This is a genomic window from Acinetobacter sp. TGL-Y2, assembly GCF_001612555.1.
In the GTDB taxonomy this organism is placed as follows: Bacteria; Pseudomonadota; Gammaproteobacteria; order Pseudomonadales; family Moraxellaceae; genus Acinetobacter.
In genome coordinates this window covers 1,971,441-1,988,479 of sequence record NZ_CP015110.1, presented here as the reverse complement: position 1 = coordinate 1,988,479, position 17,039 = coordinate 1,971,441, and the positions used below count along the sequence as shown (strand labels likewise).

Genomic DNA, 17,039 nt, shown 5'->3' with positions numbered 1-17,039 from the left:
AGCCTTAGTTTTTGGAGAATATATGCGCACCATTTACCAGTTTCCTCTGTCTCACTTTTGTGAGAAAGCTCGCTGGTTGCTCGATTATAAAGAGTTGGATTTTGTGGCGCAAAATTTGATCCCGGGGGTGCATCGTGCATTCGCTCAGTTAAAGACTGGGCAAAACACTTTGCCTATTTTAAAAGATCAAGAACATTGGATTTCAGACTCGACCCAAATTGCACTGTATCTCGATGATACTTATCCAGAACATGCTTTATTAAGAGCAGATAAAATCTTGCGCGAACAGGCGCTACAGATTAACCAAATTGCCAATGAATTGGGTTTGCACGTTCGCCGATGGGGGTTAGCACATGCTTTATCTGAGAGTGATGAGCCTTTAGAAATCATGATTGGTGAAAAAGGGTATTTGCGCAAATTTGAAAAATTTTCAAAACCGATTTTAAAAAGCTTGGTGTCAAATGGCTATCAACTTGATTCAGAAAAAGTAATGGGTGCAAAACAGCGGCTGGATGAAATTATTTTAGATTTGAATCAGAGGTTGATTGAAAACAATGGTCGATATTTAGTGGGCGAACGCCTTGGCTTGGCGGATATTGCGGTCTGCTCCATGCTGGCACCCTTACTTGAAATAGCGGGAACGCCTTGGGAACGTGAACATATTGCTATCGTTTCAGAAGACTATGATCAATTTAAGTTGCAACTTTTAGATTTACCGCTGGGTCAATATGTAAAACGGATTTATGAAACAGAACGCCATGCAAGAGTGGATTGGCGCGGTATATAAGACTGACATTATTTAAATGTTTGAATTGAATCATCAATACTTCATTAGGTCTCGACCCATACAGTTAGGATAAAAATTAAATTGAAAAAAATGGAAAATTCGATGGAATTGGATCGTTATGATAAGCAAATTCTCGAAATTTTGACCCATGAAGATCTTAATTTAAATGAGTTGTCCGAACGGATCAGTTTGTCGGTGAGTTCAGTGCATCGACGGATTAAACATTTGATTGAAACCAATATCATGACCAATCTAAAGCGTGATATTAATTATCAAAAGCTCGGCTTTAGTTTGCATGTGTTATTACAGGTATCTTTAAGCAAACATGATACAGACACCTTTGCCAAATTTTTAGAGGAACTAGAAAGCATTCCAGAAGTGATTAATGCGTTCTTAGTCACAGGGCAGTCTGCTGATTTTATTGTGGAAGTGGTGGCACGTGATATGGAAAACTACAGTGACATTTTACTCAAAAGAATTGGCAAAATAGAATTTGTGGTGGCACTGCATTCAAGTTTTGTGATTAAAGAATATAATGTGTTTAATTGTCATGGATTACTCAGTCGAGTCTAAGTCTTCACTTTAAAAAGATAAATGGTAAGAAAAGTGAAGGGAACAGAAACGGTAAACATAATCTTTAAATTCTTTTGTTTCTTTATTCTGATTCTGAATTTTTGGATGTTACTCGATTTTCTACAGATGCATGATCTGGCCAGTGGATTGAGCATTATTCCGGATGAACTGTGGCATCTTCTACATTTGGCGATTTGGTGCTGCGCTGTCCGAAATTTATTGAGTGATTATACTTGGGTCAATAGATGGTTGCGTCGTGTATGTTTGGCGTTAATGTTATGGTTAGGCTCAACTGTTCTTTTGGTCGTTATTATTTTAAATGTCCATAGTCAAATGGGTTGGACGCTTTGAAAGCTAATGATTAAAAATAAAAAAATGCACCTACAGGTGCATTTTTTACAAACATAATAAATTTAAGCTTCTAGTTCAACCATCACTTCAGCTGAGAATTCAACGTTGGTATAGACGTTTTGAACATCGTCTAAATCTTCAAACATATCAATCATTTTCAAAATCATTTTGGCTTGATCAATATCCGTGATTTCAGCTTTGGTCGATGGACTCATGACCACTTCAGCGTTGTCAGACTTCAAACCCGCAGCTGTTAAAGCATCTTGTACATCACCAAAACTTTCTGGTGTGGTAATCACCAAAATTTCATCTTCAGAAACTTCAATATCTTCCGCACCCGCTTCTAAAGCGATGTCCATGATTTGATCTTCTAAAGACACATCATCAAAGCTGATTTCACCACGTTTGGTAAAGAGATAAGCCACAGAACCTGCTGTGCCTAAATTACCATTGGTTTTAGAGAAGCAGTGACGCACATCTGGAACGGTACGGTTTAAGTTATCTGTCATGGTTTCGACCAGAACAGCTACGCCACCTGTACCATAGCCTTCGTAAGTTACTTCTTTTAAGTCATCGTTGTCTTCGCCGCCTGCACCGCGTTGAATTGCACGGTTAATCACATCACGTGTCATGTTTACAGACAATGCTTTTTCAACCACGGCACGAAGACGAGGGTTACTTGCAGCGTCAGGACCACCAAGTTTTGCAGCGGTTACAAGCTCACGAATATATTTAGTAAAAACTTTACCACGGCTCGCATCTTGTTTTGCTTTACGATGCTTAATATTAGCCCACTTGGAATGACCCGCCATGCGAAATATGCTCCTTGTAGATTGGCCTTATGCCGAATCAAAATAATTCGAATTCTACCATAAGGCGTTTTTTCTTAGAAAGTACTTCATTTTTTGATTTGAACATATCAAACAAAAAAACCCCAAAGATGATGAATTATTGCTCAAACTAGACATGCGCTTGAATCATGAAGATGGATTTCCTGATTCTAAACCCATTCAATAATCAAAATTGCCATAGGGTTTTAATGTATAGAAGGGCTTTATGTTCTAAATTATTGAAATCTGGCGGTCTAAAATAAACGTTTGAATGAGTTAAAAAAATATAATCAGCACATAGGTTATAAAATAACAATTTCTGTTTAGGATATTTTCTGATTGACTGAGTAGACTCACGATGTGGAGCTAGTTCAATTTTCGCCATTTATTTTAATTGCTTACATAGTGTTTACATCAGATTAGACATTAAAAAAGCACCTAGAAGAAGTGCTTCTAAGTGCTTCAAATATATGGTGGGCCCAGACAGACTTGAACTGTCGACCAACGGATTATGAGTCCGCTGCTCTAACCAACTGAGCTATAGGCCCGATAAATACTGAATAATCAAGTATTTTCGACTCAGAATACTAGCGAATCTAAAAATGAAACACAAGCGCTTTAAAGCAAGTAAAATTCGATATGCGCAAATATCAAGCGATTCAATCTTTTTATTCATTTTTATAAATGAATTCTAATCGCAGTGATCTTTGACAGTCGATTGATGACAATTGATCTGTTTGCTTATTATTTAAGATTTTAAGCAGATTTATACGCTTTACACATTGTAATTTTCGAGTGTTCATTTCACACTTAGAAGTAAAGTGTAATTTCGCTATAAGATCATTGACATGAAAAAACAAATTGCAAAAATGGCATTCAAGCTTGCGGGTGTTGAGTACCATGTTGAACCGAATATTTTAGAAGATAAACAAGTGATTATCGGTTTTGAACACACCACCATGATGGATGCAGTATTATCTATCGCATTGTTTGAAATCCACGATATTAAAATTCACACCTTAATTAAAAAAGAGCTGTTTAAAGGGCCTTTCAAACCGCTTTTGGAAGGTGTAGGGGGAATTCCAGTTGACCGCAAATCTAATCAAGATATTGTCTCGCAAATGGTGGAGCAGTTTGAAAATAATCAAAAATTTAATTTAGTCATTGCACCAGAAGCAACACGTGCTAAAAATGGTGAATCACGTCGTCCGATTCGTACCGGCTTTTGGCATATTGCAAAAGCGGCCAATGTCCCGATTGTATTTTTATTTGTGAATCAAAAAACCAAGAAAGGCGGAATTTTCGGTAAGCTTTATCCTTCAGATTTAGACAGCGATTTGGCTCAAATTAAAGCCATGTATAAAGAATACACCGAGCTTGATATCGTGATTCCAGAGCCCGTAACTGTCTAAAACAAATCCTTTTTTAGTTTGTTTAAAATTTTTATTTAAATTTAGAGGCTTACTGAATGGTGAGCCTCGAATGTTAAAATTTGAACGATATAACAAAAATAAATGAATCAATCCATTAATAAGTTCTGCTGAGCATCAACTTGTTTTCTTAGAAAATCCCACACCAACTTAATCCGCGGTTCATGTTGTAAATCCACCAAGGTTAGCATCCAAAAAGTATGGGTAAAGCGCACCTGCTGTTGTAAAACCTGTTCAAGTTCAGGTTTATCTTCCGCTATAAATTTGGGTAAGATCGCAAGTCCTGCGCCGGCACTGACCGCAATTTGTTGGGCCAAAATACTGCTGCTCCTAAACTGTGCAGATAACTGTAAGGGAATGCGTTCTAAACAATACAGTTCAGGGCTATAGACTAAATCATCAATGTAATTGACAAAACGATGCTGAGCCAAATCATCTAAAGTCTGTATGCTTGGGTTGGCTGCCAAATAGCTTTTACTGCCATAAATTTTGAGACAATAATCGGTGAGCCGAGTAATGATATAAGGTCCAGATTTAGGCCGATCAATTGAAATGACAATATCTGCTTCACGATGAGACAGTTTTAGCATCTTGGGTACAGGAATCAGGTCAATACTGATCAACGGGTATTGTTTAGAGAACTTCACCAAAAGCTGAGTTAAAAATGCTGTTCCAAACCCTTCGGGTGTGCCAATTCGCACACGGCCTTCTAAGGGATTATGCGGTTTTTTAATTTGTAAATAAGCTTGTTCCATATGTTCAATACGAGGAACCAGTGCCATTCCCTCGGTGGTTAACTCATACCCAGTGACTTCTCGTTTGAACAGCGGTGTACCCAAAGCCAGCTCTAAAGCCTGTATGCGCCGTGCCACCGTACTGTGTTCCACCCCAATAATCTTGGCGGCATTGGTCAATGTTTTGGCCCGTGCCAGCACCAAAAAAAACTGCAAATGATCCCAATTGATTTTCATTGTTCTTTCCACGTCCTGTGCAATTTTGCACATTGATCGTGCACGAATTTGCGTTGGTGGTCAAAGATAATTTTGCTAGTTTGAAGGGAGAGAATTTGAAAAAGCACAGCTCATAGATTGAGCGTGACAACGAATAGAACAATCAAAACCTAAGGAAAGGTCATGAACGCAATTCACACCCTACAATTGACAAAAGCACAGTTACTGATTAACGGCGAATTTATTGAATCTACAACCACACATTGGCAAGACATTGTGAATCCAGCCACTCAAGAGGTGATTGGGCAAGTACCTTTTGCAACGGTAGATGAGGTCAATGCTGCGATTGAATCTGCGCAAAATGCATTTGCCAGCTGGCATCAAACGCCGATTCAAGCGCGTATGCGTATCATGCTGAAGCTGCAAGATTTGATTCGTCAAAATGCCAAAGACATTGCCAAAGTATTGACCGCCGAACAGGGTAAAACCTTGGCAGATGCTGAAGGTGATATTCAGCGTGGACTTGAAGTGGTTGAACATGCTTGTTCAATTGGCAGTCTGCAAATGGGTGAATACATTGAAGGCGTAGCACGTGGTGTGGATACCTATACTTTGCAGCAGCCGCTAGGCGTGTGTGCAGGGATTACCCCATTTAACTTTCCAGCGATGATTCCACTGTGGATGTTCCCTATGGCGATTGTGTGCGGAAATACATTTGTGCTTAAACCCTCTGAGCAAGATCCATTATCGACCATGATGTTGGTTGAGCTTGCGGTTCAAGCCGGCGTGCCAGCCGGGGTCCTCAATGTTGTTCACGGTGGCAAAGAGGTGGTGGATTTACTCTGTACGCATCAAGATATCAAAGCGATCTCATTTGTCGGTTCAACCCATGTGGGCACACATGTTTATAACTTGGCAGGCAAACATGGCAAACGTGTTCAATCGATGATGGGCGCAAAAAACCATGTGGTGGTTATGCCAGATGCCAATAAAGAACAAACTTTAAATGCTTTGGCGGGTGCGGCTTTTGGTGCGGCAGGACAGCGTTGTATGGCTTTATCGGTAGCGGTTATGGTCAGTGAGAGTAAACAGTGGATTGATACACTGGTTGAAAAAGCCAAGACATTGTCTGTCAATGCAGGGCATGAGCCCAATACCGATATTGGACCTGTGATTTCACCTCGTGCTAAAGCACGCGTGATTGACCTGATCAATAGTGGTGTCGAAGAAGGTGCGACACTTCTACTGGATGGTCGTGATGTACAAGTCAAAGGTTATGAGCAAGGTAACTTTGTCGGTCAAACTATTTTTAGCAATGTCACCACCAACATGCGGATTTATAAAGAAGAAATTTTTGGTCCAGTGCTCGCGATTATTTGTGTAGATACATTGGATGAAGCCATTGCGCTGGTGAATGCCAACCCGTTTGGCAATGGCGTGGGTTTATTTACCCAAAGTGGTGCAACGGCACGTACTTTTCAACATCAAATCAATATTGGTCAAGTTGGCATCAATATTCCGATTCCAGTCCCTGTTCCATTCTTTAGCTTTACGGGTTCGCGTGGTTCAAAACTGGGTGATTTGGGTCCGTATGGCAAGCAAGCGGTGCAGTTCTACACCCAAACCAAAACCATTACCAGTCGTTGGTTTGAAGATACCCAAGAGTCCACTGGCGTCAACACCACCATCAATTTGCGCTAAGGAGATCGACCATGAAAATTGCATTTATTGGTCTAGGTAATATGGGGGGTGCGATGGCGCACAATCTGTTAAAAGCAGGGCAACAGGTTTTTGGTTTTGACCTGAGTGAAAAGGCCTTGAATACGTTTGCATCTCAAGGTGGCATCGTTTGTGAAAGCCCGCAGACAGCAGCTGCGCAAGCGGATGTGGTGATCAGTATGTTACCTGCTGCAAAGCATGTCCGTGATGTGTATTTGGGTGAAGACGGTGTGTTGGCCGTACTTAAAGCAGGAAGCCTATGTATTGACTGTAGTACCATTGACCCGAAAACTATTCAAGATATTGCCAAAACGGCCCAAGACAAAGGCATTCAAATCTGTGATGCACCTGTTTCAGGTGGCACTATTGGCGCACAAGCAGGCACATTGACTTTTATGGTCGGTGCCAACTCACAGACCTTTGAGGCAGTTCAGCCCATTTTGTCTTTCATGGGTAAAAATACAGTGTCCTGTGGTGAGGTCGGTGCAGGTCAAATTGCCAAAATTTGTAATAATCTAATCTTGGGCATTTCAATGGCCGCTGTTGCAGAAGGTATGGCATTGGGCGCGAAACTGGGTATTGATGCACATGCGCTGGCAGGGGTGATTAACAGCTCAAGCGGTCGCTGCTGGAGCTCTGAGGTGTGTAATCCATGGCCTGAGATTAGCCCGAATGCGCCTGCATCACGTGGCTATACAGATGGCTTTGCCAATCAGCTGATGCTCAAAGACTTAGGTCTAGCAGTTGAAGCGGCGGGTCAAGTGCAACAACCTGTTTTACTTGGCGGCTTAGTACAACAGTTGTATCAACAAATGTGCCTACAAGGCAAAAACCATTTAGATTTTTCCAGTGTGATTCAGCAGTATTTACCGCAGCCCTAAATAGCTGAACCCTTCACATGTGGACTGATACATGTGGAATGATTAAAGATTAAAAAAAAGCGTCATGGGATGACCAGTGCAGCACTTAAATTTTCTAGTCAATTTTCTAAGTGCTGTCATCAATAATAAAGCGAGACTGAGGTAGCAAGATGTCAAACTATCAAGAAGTTGCACAAAATTTTAATTTAGAAAATGCAGCCAGTGCGCTGCTGAGCGGTTCACTCAATGCATTGAATGCTTGTTATGAATGTTGTGATCGACATGCGACAGGTGACAAAATAGCATTGTATTGGCAGTCCAAAGAGGGTCAAAAAAAGCAATATACCTTTAAACAGTTACAAGATTATTCCAGTCAATTTGCCAATTTTTTAAAGTCTCAAGGCGTGGGTCCTGGAGATCGAATTTCAGGTTTATTGCCTCGAAATGTCGAGCTACTCATTACCATTTTAGCTGCATGGCGGATTGGTGCAGTATATCAGCCCCTTTTTACGGCGTTTGGACCAAAAGCCATTGAGCACCGCGTACAACTGGCAAAAAGTAAGTTTGTGGTGACCGATCTCACCAATCGTCCGAAACTCGATGAAGTCCAAGATTGCCCTCAGATTATTTCAGTCAGCGCTTTAGACGGTCATGATCTTCCGAAAGGCGATTTAAATTTTTGGCAGGAAGTGAATGCTCAGTCTCATCAATGTGATGTGGTTTTACTGGGGATCAATGATCCATTTTTATTGATGTTTACCTCAGGCACTACAGGTCTAGCCAAACCCTTAGAAGTGCCGTTAAAGGCGTTGATTGCCTTTGGTCGTTATATGCAAAACGCCGTAGGACTTACAGAAGATGATGCGTTTTGGAACATTGCAGATCCGGGTTGGGCCTATGGGTTGTATTATGCCATTACTGGACCCTTGTTATTGGGTCATTCAACTTTGTTCTATGAAGGTGGATTTAGCACTGAAAGCCTGATTAAGATTACTCAAGAATATAACATCACTAACTTAGCAGGTGCTCCGACAGCATATCGTTTAATGATGGCAGCCGATCCAGATCAAATGGCGAGCCTACGTGGTCAGTTCCGCCGAGTCAGTAGTGCAGGTGAGCCTTTAAACCCTGAAGTGATCCGTTGGTTTAAGCAGGTATTAGACGCCCCGATTTATGATCACTATGGTCAAACCGAAGTAGGGATGGTGGTGTGTAATCATCATGCTTTAGAACATAATATTCGTGCAGGTTCTGCTGGCTTTGCCAGTCCTGGTTATCATATTGCGGTGGTGGATGAACACGGTCAGCCTTTGCCCGCAGATACACCTGGAATCTTAGCAATTGATTTAAAACAATCACCGCTGATGTGGTTTGGCGGTTATCAAGAAAGTCGCAAATCACCATTCATTGGAAGTTATTATTTAACGGGCGATACTGCTGAAATTCATGCGGACGGTAGTATGAGTTTTGTCGGTCGCAGTGATGATGTGATTACTACGTCTGGCTATCGTATTGGGCCATTTGATGTGGAGAGTGCATTATTAGAACATGATGCCGTCGTTGAAGCGGCTGTGGTGGGCGTGCCTGATCCTGAGCGTACTGAAGTGGTAAAAGCCTTTATTATTTTGGCACAAGGGTTTGAACCCAGCTTAAGCTTGTCGAGTGAACTGAGTGAATTTGTCAAGAAACGGTTGTCCGCGCATGCTTATCCAAGATTGGTTGAATTTGTGACTGAACTGCCGAAAACCCCGAGTGGAAAAATCCAGCGCTTTTTACTGCGCAACCAAGAAATTAATAAACAAGAAGCTCAAAACCAACAAGCTGCATCCACAGCCGTGAATTAATGTATTAAAGGGATTAAGCATGCAATTAACCGAAGAACAAGTCCTGATCCAAGATATGGCGAAAAGTTTCGCAGTCGAGCAAATTAAACCCTTTGCCAGTGAGTGGGATCAAAAAGGCATATTTCCGAAGCAAGCCCTGAATCAAATGGGTGAGCTTGGGTTTATGGGCATGTTGGTACCTGAGCAGTGGGGTGGCTCAGAAACCGGTAACTTGGCTTATGTGTTGGCTTTAGAGGAAATTGCCGCGGCAGATGGCGCAACGTCAACCATTATGAGTGTGCACAACTCAGTCGGCTGTGTGCCCATTTTAAAATTCGGTACGGATGAGCAAAAAGAGCGGTATTTAAAGCCTTTGGCGCAAGGGGAAATGATTGGTGCTTTTGCCCTCACTGAGCCACATACTGGCTCAGATGCGGCTGCTATTAAAACCCGTGCGGTGAAAGAGGGTGATGACTATATTTTAAATGGGGCGAAGCAGTTTATTACCTCAGGGCATAATGCTGGCGTAATTATCGTATTTGCTGTAACGGATCCAAGCGCAGGTAAAAAAGGCATGAGTGCTTTTTTAGTACCGCGTGAAAGTGCAGGTTATGAGGTGATTCGCGTTGAAGAAAAACTCGGGCTACATGCCTCCGATACCTGTCAAATCGCCTTAACCGATGTGCGTCTGCATAAAAGTATGATGCTGGGCAAAGAAGGCGACGGTTTAAAAATTGCCTTATCCAATTTAGAAGGTGGGCGTATTGGCATTGCCGCGCAAGCGGTGGGTCTGGCACGCGCTGCCTTAGAAGAAGCAACTCAATATGCCAAAGAACGTGTTGCATTTGGTAAGCCTATATTTGAGCAGCAAGCCATTTCATTTCGCTTGGCCAGTATGGCAACTGAAATTCATGCGGCACGCCAAATGGTGCATTATGCAGCGCGTTTAAAAGAAGCGGGTCAGCCGTGTCTGACTGAAGCGTCTATGGCGAAACTATTTTCGTCTGAAATGACCGAACGGGTCTGTTCACAAGCCTTACAAATTTTTGGTGGCTACGGGTATTTAAAAGATTTCCCGATAGAACGGATTTATCGTGATGCACGTATTTGCCAAATCTATGAAGGCACCAGCGATATTCAACGCTTGGTGATTGCCCGTAGTTTATAAAACGGCATGCATAAAGAAAATAATTTAAACCTAAATATAAAGATATCAAGGATTAAAAAATCATGAATTGGCAAACGATTTTATTAAACAAGAACAATGGCGTAGGGCTGATTACCTTAAACCGTCCCAAAGCGCTGAATGCTTTAAACACTGAACTCATTTCAGAAATGAATCAAGCTTTAGATGCGCTTGAACGAGACCCTGAGATTGGCTGTATTGTCCTGACAGGTTCAGAAAAAGCCTTTGCTGCCGGTGCTGATATTAAAGAAATGGCGGAGTTAAATTTCCCGAATATTTATTCTGATGATTTTTTTAGTCTGGCAGATCGAATCGCTCAGCGTCGTAAACCGCTGATTGCCGCAGTCAGTGGTTATGCACTCGGTGGTGGCTGTGAATTAGCGCTGATGTGTGACTTCATTTACTGTTCGGACACCGCCAAATTTGCTTTGCCAGAAGTCACTTTAGGGGTGTTGCCTGGCATGGGGGGGACTCAGCGGTTGACCTTAGCGGTCGGTAAAGCTAAAGCGATGGAAATGTGTTTAACCGCACGTCAAATGGGTGCAATTGAAGCTGAACAAAGTGGTCTAGTGGCTCGGGTATTTGCTCACGATGAACTGTTAGAACAGACCTTACACGCTGCTGAAAAAATTGCTGAGAAATCTTTGACTGCCGTGATGATGATTAAAGAATCGATTAACCGTGCTTTTGAAGTCAGTCTGGCAGAAGGCTTGCGCTTTGAGCGCCGTACCTTTCACTCGATCTTTGCAAGCCAAGATCAAAAAGAAGGGATGCGCGCATTTATTGAGAAACGTCCTGCGATCTTTAAAAATCAATAAATTGTAATCGGACATTCTCTCATTTGAAAACAGCGAGAAAATCAAAAATGAACCATGAAAATAGCCATGAAAAGAACCATGAAAATAACTTAATCATTCATACACAAGGTGCTTTGGGCATCATCACCTTAGATCGCCCCAGTCACTTAAATGCGTTGTCACTTGAGATGATTCAAGGCATTCAAGCGCAGTTTGAAGCGTGGGCAGACCAACCCAATGTTCAAGCCATTTTAATCAATTCGAATAGTCCAAAAGCCTTTAGTGCAGGCGGTGACATTCGCTATTTATATGATGCCTATAAAAATAACACGAGTAATTATCGAGATTACTTTGTGGCCGAATATAAAATGCTCAGCACTATTCGACAATACCCGAAGCCTGTACTGACCTTTTTAGATGGTTATGTATTGGGCGGTGGATTCGGTTTGGCACAAGCCTGTCATATTTTAGTCAGCAGCGAAAAATCCCGCTTTGCGATGCCTGAAACAGCAATTGGTTTCTTCCCTGATGTAGGCGCAACGCATTTTCTATCACGTTTAGATGATATTGGGGTTTATTTTGCGATTACAGGCGAGCAGATGAGCAGTAGCGATGCCTTGTATTTAGATTTAATTGACTACCATGTGCCAAGTGAGCGTTTGGCTGAGTTACTCGAGGCGATTAGCTATAAACCTGAACTGGATCAGTTGCAAATTGAGCAGATTATTTCGCGCTTTATTACAGACCCTGCCAGTAGTGATTTAAGAGCATTGACGGCGGTGATCCATCAACATTTCTCCCCTGCAACCATTGAAGAAATCGAAAGCAGTTTAGCCAAAGAACAGGATCCTTTACATCAGGCGTGGACTGAAAAAATCTTAAATGTGCTTCAGCAGCGCTCATCCATTGCCAAACAAACCAGTTTGAAGCTCCAGCACGTGGGACGTAGCCTGTCACTGGAACAATGTATGCAGTTAGAGCGTAATTTACAGGATATTTGGTTTGAGCATGGTGATTTGATGGAGGGTGTTCGTGCCTTGCTCATTGATAAGGACAAGCAACCAAAATGGCAAAGCCACAATCCAACATTAATAAAAATCATTGATGATCTGACAGCTGCATAATCAAATGTAACTGTTAACAGTGTTGAATTGAAAATAAAACTCTTTCATAAAATAAAAGACATTTCGCTGGTATTTAAGTAATGAATAAACACTCCTGCTTCCTTTGGGAGGGAAGATACTCCACAGGAAGATGAGAGAGGTTTCATTAAAACTTCATTTTGGGAAGTTTTATTTCTTATATCAGAGAAAAATAGACAATCTTTGTTTGATGGTATGAATCTTCAAAGATGAAAGATACCGAATAGATAGGCTTGAGGAGACAGCTAACGATTAAACATTGAAATTGGGAATCTATTAAACACAACAAGAAATATGAATCAATATGGAAGAGAGTCACTATGGAACAGGTGAAACAGCAAAATCCACAACAGAAGAAGTCATCTCATCGCTTGGCAGGAATATCAAGCATGGTAGGCACCACCATTGAATGGTATGATTTTTTTATTTATGGCGCAGCTGCCGCGTTAGTATTTAATAAATTATTTTTTCCCAATTTAGATCCGCTATCCGGTGTTTTGGCAGCCTTTGCCACCTATGCAGTAGGTTTTATTGGTAGACCCTTAGGTGGCATCGTGTTTGGTCACTACGGTGACAAGATTGGGCGTAAGTCAATGTTGTTACTGACCTTATTACTTATGGGTATTCCCACAGTACTGATTGGATTGCTACCCACCTACGAGACGATTGGCTATTGGGCGGCATTTGCTTTGGTGTTGCTGAGATTCATTCAAGGCATGGCAATGGGCGGTGAGTGGGGAGGCGCAGTCCTCATGGCCGTTGAACATGCACCCGAAGGTAAAAAAGGCTTTTGGGGGAGTCTGCCTCAAGCCAGTACTGGCGGTGGTTTAATGTTGGCATCCATTGCACTTTGGCTGGTGTCATTATTGCCTGAAGCAGCCTTGTTTAGTTGGGGTTGGCGCTTACCCTTCTTGGCGAGTATTTTGCTCTTAGGTGTGGGCTGGTATATTCGAATGAAAGTGCCTGAATCACCTGATTTTGAGAAAGTGAAAGAGAAAGCCAAAGAGGTCAAAATTCCTGCGTTTCGCGTACTACGAGATTATCCAAAACCTGTGCTACGCATTATTGTGGCACGTGCTGCAGAAAATGCCTGGTTTTATATGGCATCTACCTTTACCTTGGCCTATACCACCACACAACTAGGGATTCCGCGAGCCGATATCTTATTTGCCACCATTTGCGGTGCGGTGGTTATTATGTTTATGACTCCCTTATGTGGGCATTTGTCCGATAAAGTCGGTCAGCGCAATATGTTTATGTTTGGGCTTGTTGTATTGGCGCTATATTGCTATCCGTTCTTTATGATGTTAGATACCAAAGATCCTATTTGGGTCTGGACGGCCATCGTCTTAGCGATTGGTGTAGTTTTTCCACTGATGTACGCGCCACAAGCTCAGCTCTTTTCTCGCCAATTTCCTGCAGAAATCAGGTACAGCGGTATTTCAATTTCAGTACAATTTGCGGGGGTACTTGGGGGCGGTTTAGCGCCATTAATTGCGACTAAACTTTTAGGTGTTGGCGGAGGAAGCCCTTATCTGATTTCATTGTATATCTTGGGTATGACTCTGATTGCAATTATCTGTACCAGTTTTATGCCTCGTGACCGAGACGTACTTCAACACAAGACTTTTATGGATAATAATGGTGTTGACCCTACGCTTACCAATAATGAAATCGCTTCTAAAGGTGCAGTAAATAAGGCGTTAGTTGATAAAGTTTAAGCTCATTGAGTCTGATCATTCATAATTACCTGACTAACGTACCAAAAGGGATCCTCAAACGTAGGGGGATCCTTTTTTAGAATTATAATTTATAAAATGACGACTTTCGGTAGAATGACACTCATCTATGTTCAATATAACATCCAACTATGTCTAAAGATTTTAAAGCATTGACCTATATCGTCGATGATCATTTGGCAGATACCTTAACTTGGTTAGTCGAGCATCAAGATTGTTATGAATTCTTTTGAATATGATGCTTTAACCCAAGAGTTACGTGTACATCACGCCAATGGTACAGATCGTATTAAACAGGGAGATTATCTCAATGCAAGTTACGGTATTTTAATTAGCTCACTTTAAGGTGAACTCAGGCTAAATGCTTTTTTGAATGTTCCCACATATAGTCAGTTCAATGTTTAAACATATAGATAGTTTAGAGCGTAAAAAGCCCAAAATGATTTGGGCTTTTTTTCTGTCGTGATGTTTAGCTTGCCATGGCGTCAATGGTCAGCTCAACAATAGACGGTTTGGCTTTTTCAGCAGTTAACCCTAATTTTTGGAAGAGTTGTTTATCACGACCATCACCAGCATTCGGGGTGGTGAGCAATTTCTCGCCTGAGAAAAGTGAGTTTGCGCCCGCCATAAATGCCAGTGCTTGATCAGAATCAGACAAAGACTCGCGACCCGCAGACAAACGAATATAGCTTTTTGGCATAATGATGCGCGCAACAGCAATGGTGCGTATCCATTCCGTCACATCAAGTTTTTCCACATCTGCAAGCGGAGTACCTTCAATCGGCACTAACATATTAATCGGTACAGATTCTGGATGAATCGCCATGGTTGCCAGTTCGTGTAATAGTCCCACACGGTCTTTACTGTTTTCACCTAAACCGACAATACCACCGCTACAGACTTTCATACCTGCTTGGCGGACATAATCAATCGTATCTAAGCGGTCATCAAAAGTACGTGTGGTTATTACATTTGGATAATATTCACGTGAGGTATCTAAGTTATGATTATAATAATCCAGACCAGCATCTTTTAAGCGTTCTGCTTGAGACTGGTTTAGCATACCCAAGGTCATACAAGTCTCTAACCCAAGCGCTTTCACTTCTTGCACCATTTCCAGTACATATGGCATATCGCGCTCATGCGGATTACGCCAAGCAGCGCCCATACAAAAACGTGAAGAACCCGAAGCAAGCGCTTCTTTGGCTTCGCGAATTACTTTATCTACCGCAATACGCTTTTCTGCCTCAAGTTTTGAGTCATAGCGCGCAGATTGCGAACAGTATTTACAATCTTCAGGGCATTTACCTGTTTTGATTGAAAGTAGTGTGCTGACCTGAATGGCATTGGCTTCAAAATGTTGGCGGTGGACAGATTGCGCTTGAAATACCAAATCTAGAAAAGGTTGGTCATACAGGTTTTGAATGTCTTCACGCGTCCAATCATTGCGAATGTGCATATCTTATCCATATCATAAATTCCATTTTTTTGATCATACTGTGTTTTTCCCAATTCAAAAGCGTAAAAAATGCCATTTTTGTTGAAAAAAATTCATCATTTTTGCCAAGTTGATTGGAATTTAAAATTGTCAATTTACTGACAAAGTTGAGGGTTATTTTCAATAAATACTGACAAAGTTTATTTTTAACAATGAAAATCGCAAACGTGATGCGATCGTGCAGTTAAAATTCAAAAACGTGTCCATTTTTAGATTTTTGGGGGAAATTTAATAAGAGAATTTCTTTTTAAATTTATTGTTTCATGTTCTGTTCTTGAATGGCCCAATCAATATGGACTTGCACAAGTTGACTTTGTGCTTCACGTTTTAATTTCAGTTGCTCAAGAATTTGTGCTGAATATGGCGCATTACCCAGTCCAATGGCGACATTACGCATAAAACTTTGATAGCCAGTTCGACGCAGGGGACTACCTTCAGTACGTGCTAAAAAAGTGACTTCATCCCATTGCCATAAATCCAAAAGGCTGACCGTATCTAGGTCGTAACGTGGGTTAAAGTCATCTATAGTGGCCTTTTGGGCAAAACCATTCCATGGGCAAATGAGCTGACAGTCATCACAGCCAAAAACGCGATTACCAATACCGCGGCGCAGCTCAATCGGAATAATGCCTTGATACTCAATGGTTAAATAGGCAATGCATTTTCGTGCATCGAGCATATAGGGTTCAACAATGGCTTTAGTTGGACAAATATCAATGCATGCAGTACAGGAGCCGCAGTGCGCTGTAGTGGGTGAGTCAAAAGGTAAATCCAATGAGGTAAATAGCTCACCCAAAACAAAAAATGATCCTGATTTTTTATGAATGAGTAAAGTGTGTTTTCCTGTCCAACCCATACCTGCACTTTCTGCTAAGGATTTTTCAAAAATAGGGGCTGAATCTGCAAAAGGACGAGATTCAAACTCACCAACTTTGGCTTTAATTTGAATTGCCAGTGTTTTTAAACGTCCACGCATGACCTTATGATAATCGCGTCCTCGAGCATAGCGAGCGATAATGGCGGCATTCGGTTCATAGGGCACATAACGAGGTTTGGGTGTTTCAACCAAGTAATTCATTCGCACACAAATAATGCTTTTGGTGCCCGGAACTAAGAGTGCAGGATTGGCTCTTTTTTCTAGATTTTCTGCCAAAAAAATCATATCGCCGTGATAACCACGGTCTAAATACTCTTGAATTCTTGGCAATTCTGCTTGAGCATCCGGTTGGGCAATGACACAATCAGCAAAACCCAAGGCTAAGGCTTGTGCTTTAATCCACGCTTTTAAAGCATGAGGATCCATCTGATCCAATTGAATTTTATGTGAAGACGTGGACGTAGTCATAACCAAAGA

Annotated in this window: 15 protein-coding genes, 1 tRNA gene and 1 pseudogene; 12 read left to right on the top strand and 5 right to left on the bottom strand. The window is 41.6% G+C overall.

Features of this window, described 5'->3' with window-relative positions; all coding sequences use genetic code 11:
• Positions 1-22 precede the first annotated feature (22 nt).
• The 3 genes from AMD27_RS09485 to AMD27_RS09475 all read left to right on the top strand — a co-directional run bounded on the left by AMD27_RS09485 (position 23) and on the right by AMD27_RS09475 (position 1,711).
• The gene (locus tag AMD27_RS09485; RefSeq protein WP_067659522.1) at positions 23-787 is read left to right on the top strand and encodes a glutathione S-transferase family protein; all 765 of its coding nucleotides are present in this window, start codon (positions 23-25) and stop codon (positions 785-787) included.
• Positions 788-889: 102 nt separating this feature from the next.
• Positions 890-1,360: an Lrp/AsnC family transcriptional regulator gene (locus AMD27_RS09480; RefSeq protein ID WP_067659519.1), complete on the top strand. Its 471-nt coding sequence runs from the start codon at positions 890-892 to the stop codon at positions 1,358-1,360.
• Positions 1,361-1,465: 105 nt separating this feature from the next.
• Positions 1,466-1,711 (top strand): hypothetical protein, encoded by a 246-nt coding sequence (locus tag AMD27_RS09475; RefSeq protein WP_150115769.1) that lies wholly within the window; start codon positions 1,466-1,468, stop codon positions 1,709-1,711.
• A 62-nt stretch (positions 1,712-1,773) separates the two neighbouring features.
• On the opposite strand, the gene AMD27_RS09470 is transcribed toward AMD27_RS09475, so the two are convergent.
• Both AMD27_RS09470 and AMD27_RS09465 read right to left on the bottom strand, forming a co-directional pair.
• Positions 1,774-2,523: a YebC/PmpR family DNA-binding transcriptional regulator gene (locus tag AMD27_RS09470; protein ID WP_067659515.1), complete on the bottom strand. Its 750-nt coding sequence runs from the start codon at positions 2,521-2,523 to the stop codon at positions 1,774-1,776.
• Positions 2,524-3,012: 489 nt separating this feature from the next.
• Positions 3,013-3,089 (bottom strand) — tRNA-Ile (locus tag AMD27_RS09465).
• 300 nt (positions 3,090-3,389) lie between these two features.
• Between AMD27_RS09465 and AMD27_RS09460 the strand changes: the two genes are divergently transcribed.
• The gene (locus AMD27_RS09460) at positions 3,390-3,953 is read left to right on the top strand and encodes a 1-acyl-sn-glycerol-3-phosphate acyltransferase (RefSeq protein WP_067659513.1); all 564 of its coding nucleotides are present in this window, start codon (positions 3,390-3,392) and stop codon (positions 3,951-3,953) included.
• Positions 3,954-4,060: 107 nt separating this feature from the next.
• Here the strand turns inward: AMD27_RS09460 and AMD27_RS09455 are convergent, their stop codons facing one another.
• The gene (locus AMD27_RS09455) at positions 4,061-4,942 is read right to left on the bottom strand and encodes a LysR family transcriptional regulator (protein ID WP_067659511.1); all 882 of its coding nucleotides are present in this window, start codon (positions 4,940-4,942) and stop codon (positions 4,061-4,063) included.
• A 162-nt stretch (positions 4,943-5,104) separates the two neighbouring features.
• Between AMD27_RS09455 and AMD27_RS09450 the strand changes: the two genes are divergently transcribed.
• The 8 genes and pseudogenes from AMD27_RS09450 to AMD27_RS09415 all read left to right on the top strand — a co-directional run bounded on the left by AMD27_RS09450 (position 5,105) and on the right by AMD27_RS09415 (position 14,532).
• Positions 5,105-6,622, top strand: a complete 1,518-nt coding sequence (locus AMD27_RS09450; RefSeq protein ID WP_067659507.1) for a CoA-acylating methylmalonate-semialdehyde dehydrogenase — start codon at positions 5,105-5,107, stop codon at positions 6,620-6,622.
• Positions 6,623-6,633: 11 nt separating this feature from the next.
• Entirely contained in the window at positions 6,634-7,521 is an 888-nt protein-coding gene (mmsB, locus tag AMD27_RS09445; RefSeq protein WP_067659504.1) for a 3-hydroxyisobutyrate dehydrogenase, read from the top strand.
• Positions 7,522-7,670: 149 nt separating this feature from the next.
• Entirely contained in the window at positions 7,671-9,344 is a 1,674-nt protein-coding gene (locus AMD27_RS09440) for an AMP-binding protein (protein WP_067659501.1), read from the top strand.
• 19 nt (positions 9,345-9,363) lie between these two features.
• A complete protein-coding gene (locus AMD27_RS09435; RefSeq protein WP_067659498.1) occupies positions 9,364-10,491 on the top strand; it encodes an acyl-CoA dehydrogenase family protein in 1,128 nt (375 codons plus the stop codon).
• 62 nt (positions 10,492-10,553) lie between these two features.
• Complete coding sequence (locus AMD27_RS09430; protein ID WP_067659494.1) at positions 10,554-11,327, top strand: enoyl-CoA hydratase; 774 nt, start codon at positions 10,554-10,556, stop codon at positions 11,325-11,327.
• A gap of 47 nt (positions 11,328-11,374) precedes the next feature.
• Positions 11,375-12,430 carry an enoyl-CoA hydratase/isomerase family protein gene (locus AMD27_RS09425; protein WP_067659491.1) on the top strand — a complete coding sequence of 352 codons (1,056 nt, stop codon included), beginning with the start codon at positions 11,375-11,377 and terminating at the stop codon, positions 12,428-12,430.
• Positions 12,431-12,768: 338 nt separating this feature from the next.
• Positions 12,769-14,169 carry an MFS transporter gene (locus tag AMD27_RS09420; protein ID WP_081405960.1) on the top strand — a complete coding sequence of 467 codons (1,401 nt, stop codon included), beginning with the start codon at positions 12,769-12,771 and terminating at the stop codon, positions 14,167-14,169.
• Between the two features lie 149 nt (positions 14,170-14,318).
• Positions 14,319-14,532: pseudogene (locus AMD27_RS09415) on the top strand (hypothetical protein).
• A gap of 124 nt (positions 14,533-14,656) precedes the next feature.
• Here the strand turns inward: AMD27_RS09415 and bioB are convergent.
• Together bioB and queG are read right to left on the bottom strand one after the other, a co-directional pair.
• Positions 14,657-15,646 (bottom strand): biotin synthase BioB, encoded by a 990-nt coding sequence (gene bioB, locus AMD27_RS09410; RefSeq protein ID WP_067659488.1) that lies wholly within the window; start codon positions 15,644-15,646, stop codon positions 14,657-14,659.
• Positions 15,647-15,938: 292 nt separating this feature from the next.
• Positions 15,939-17,030, bottom strand: coding sequence for a tRNA epoxyqueuosine(34) reductase QueG (gene queG / locus AMD27_RS09405; RefSeq protein WP_067659485.1), 1,092 nt, complete (start codon positions 17,028-17,030; stop codon positions 15,939-15,941).
• Between the last annotated feature and the right edge of the window lie 9 nt (positions 17,031-17,039).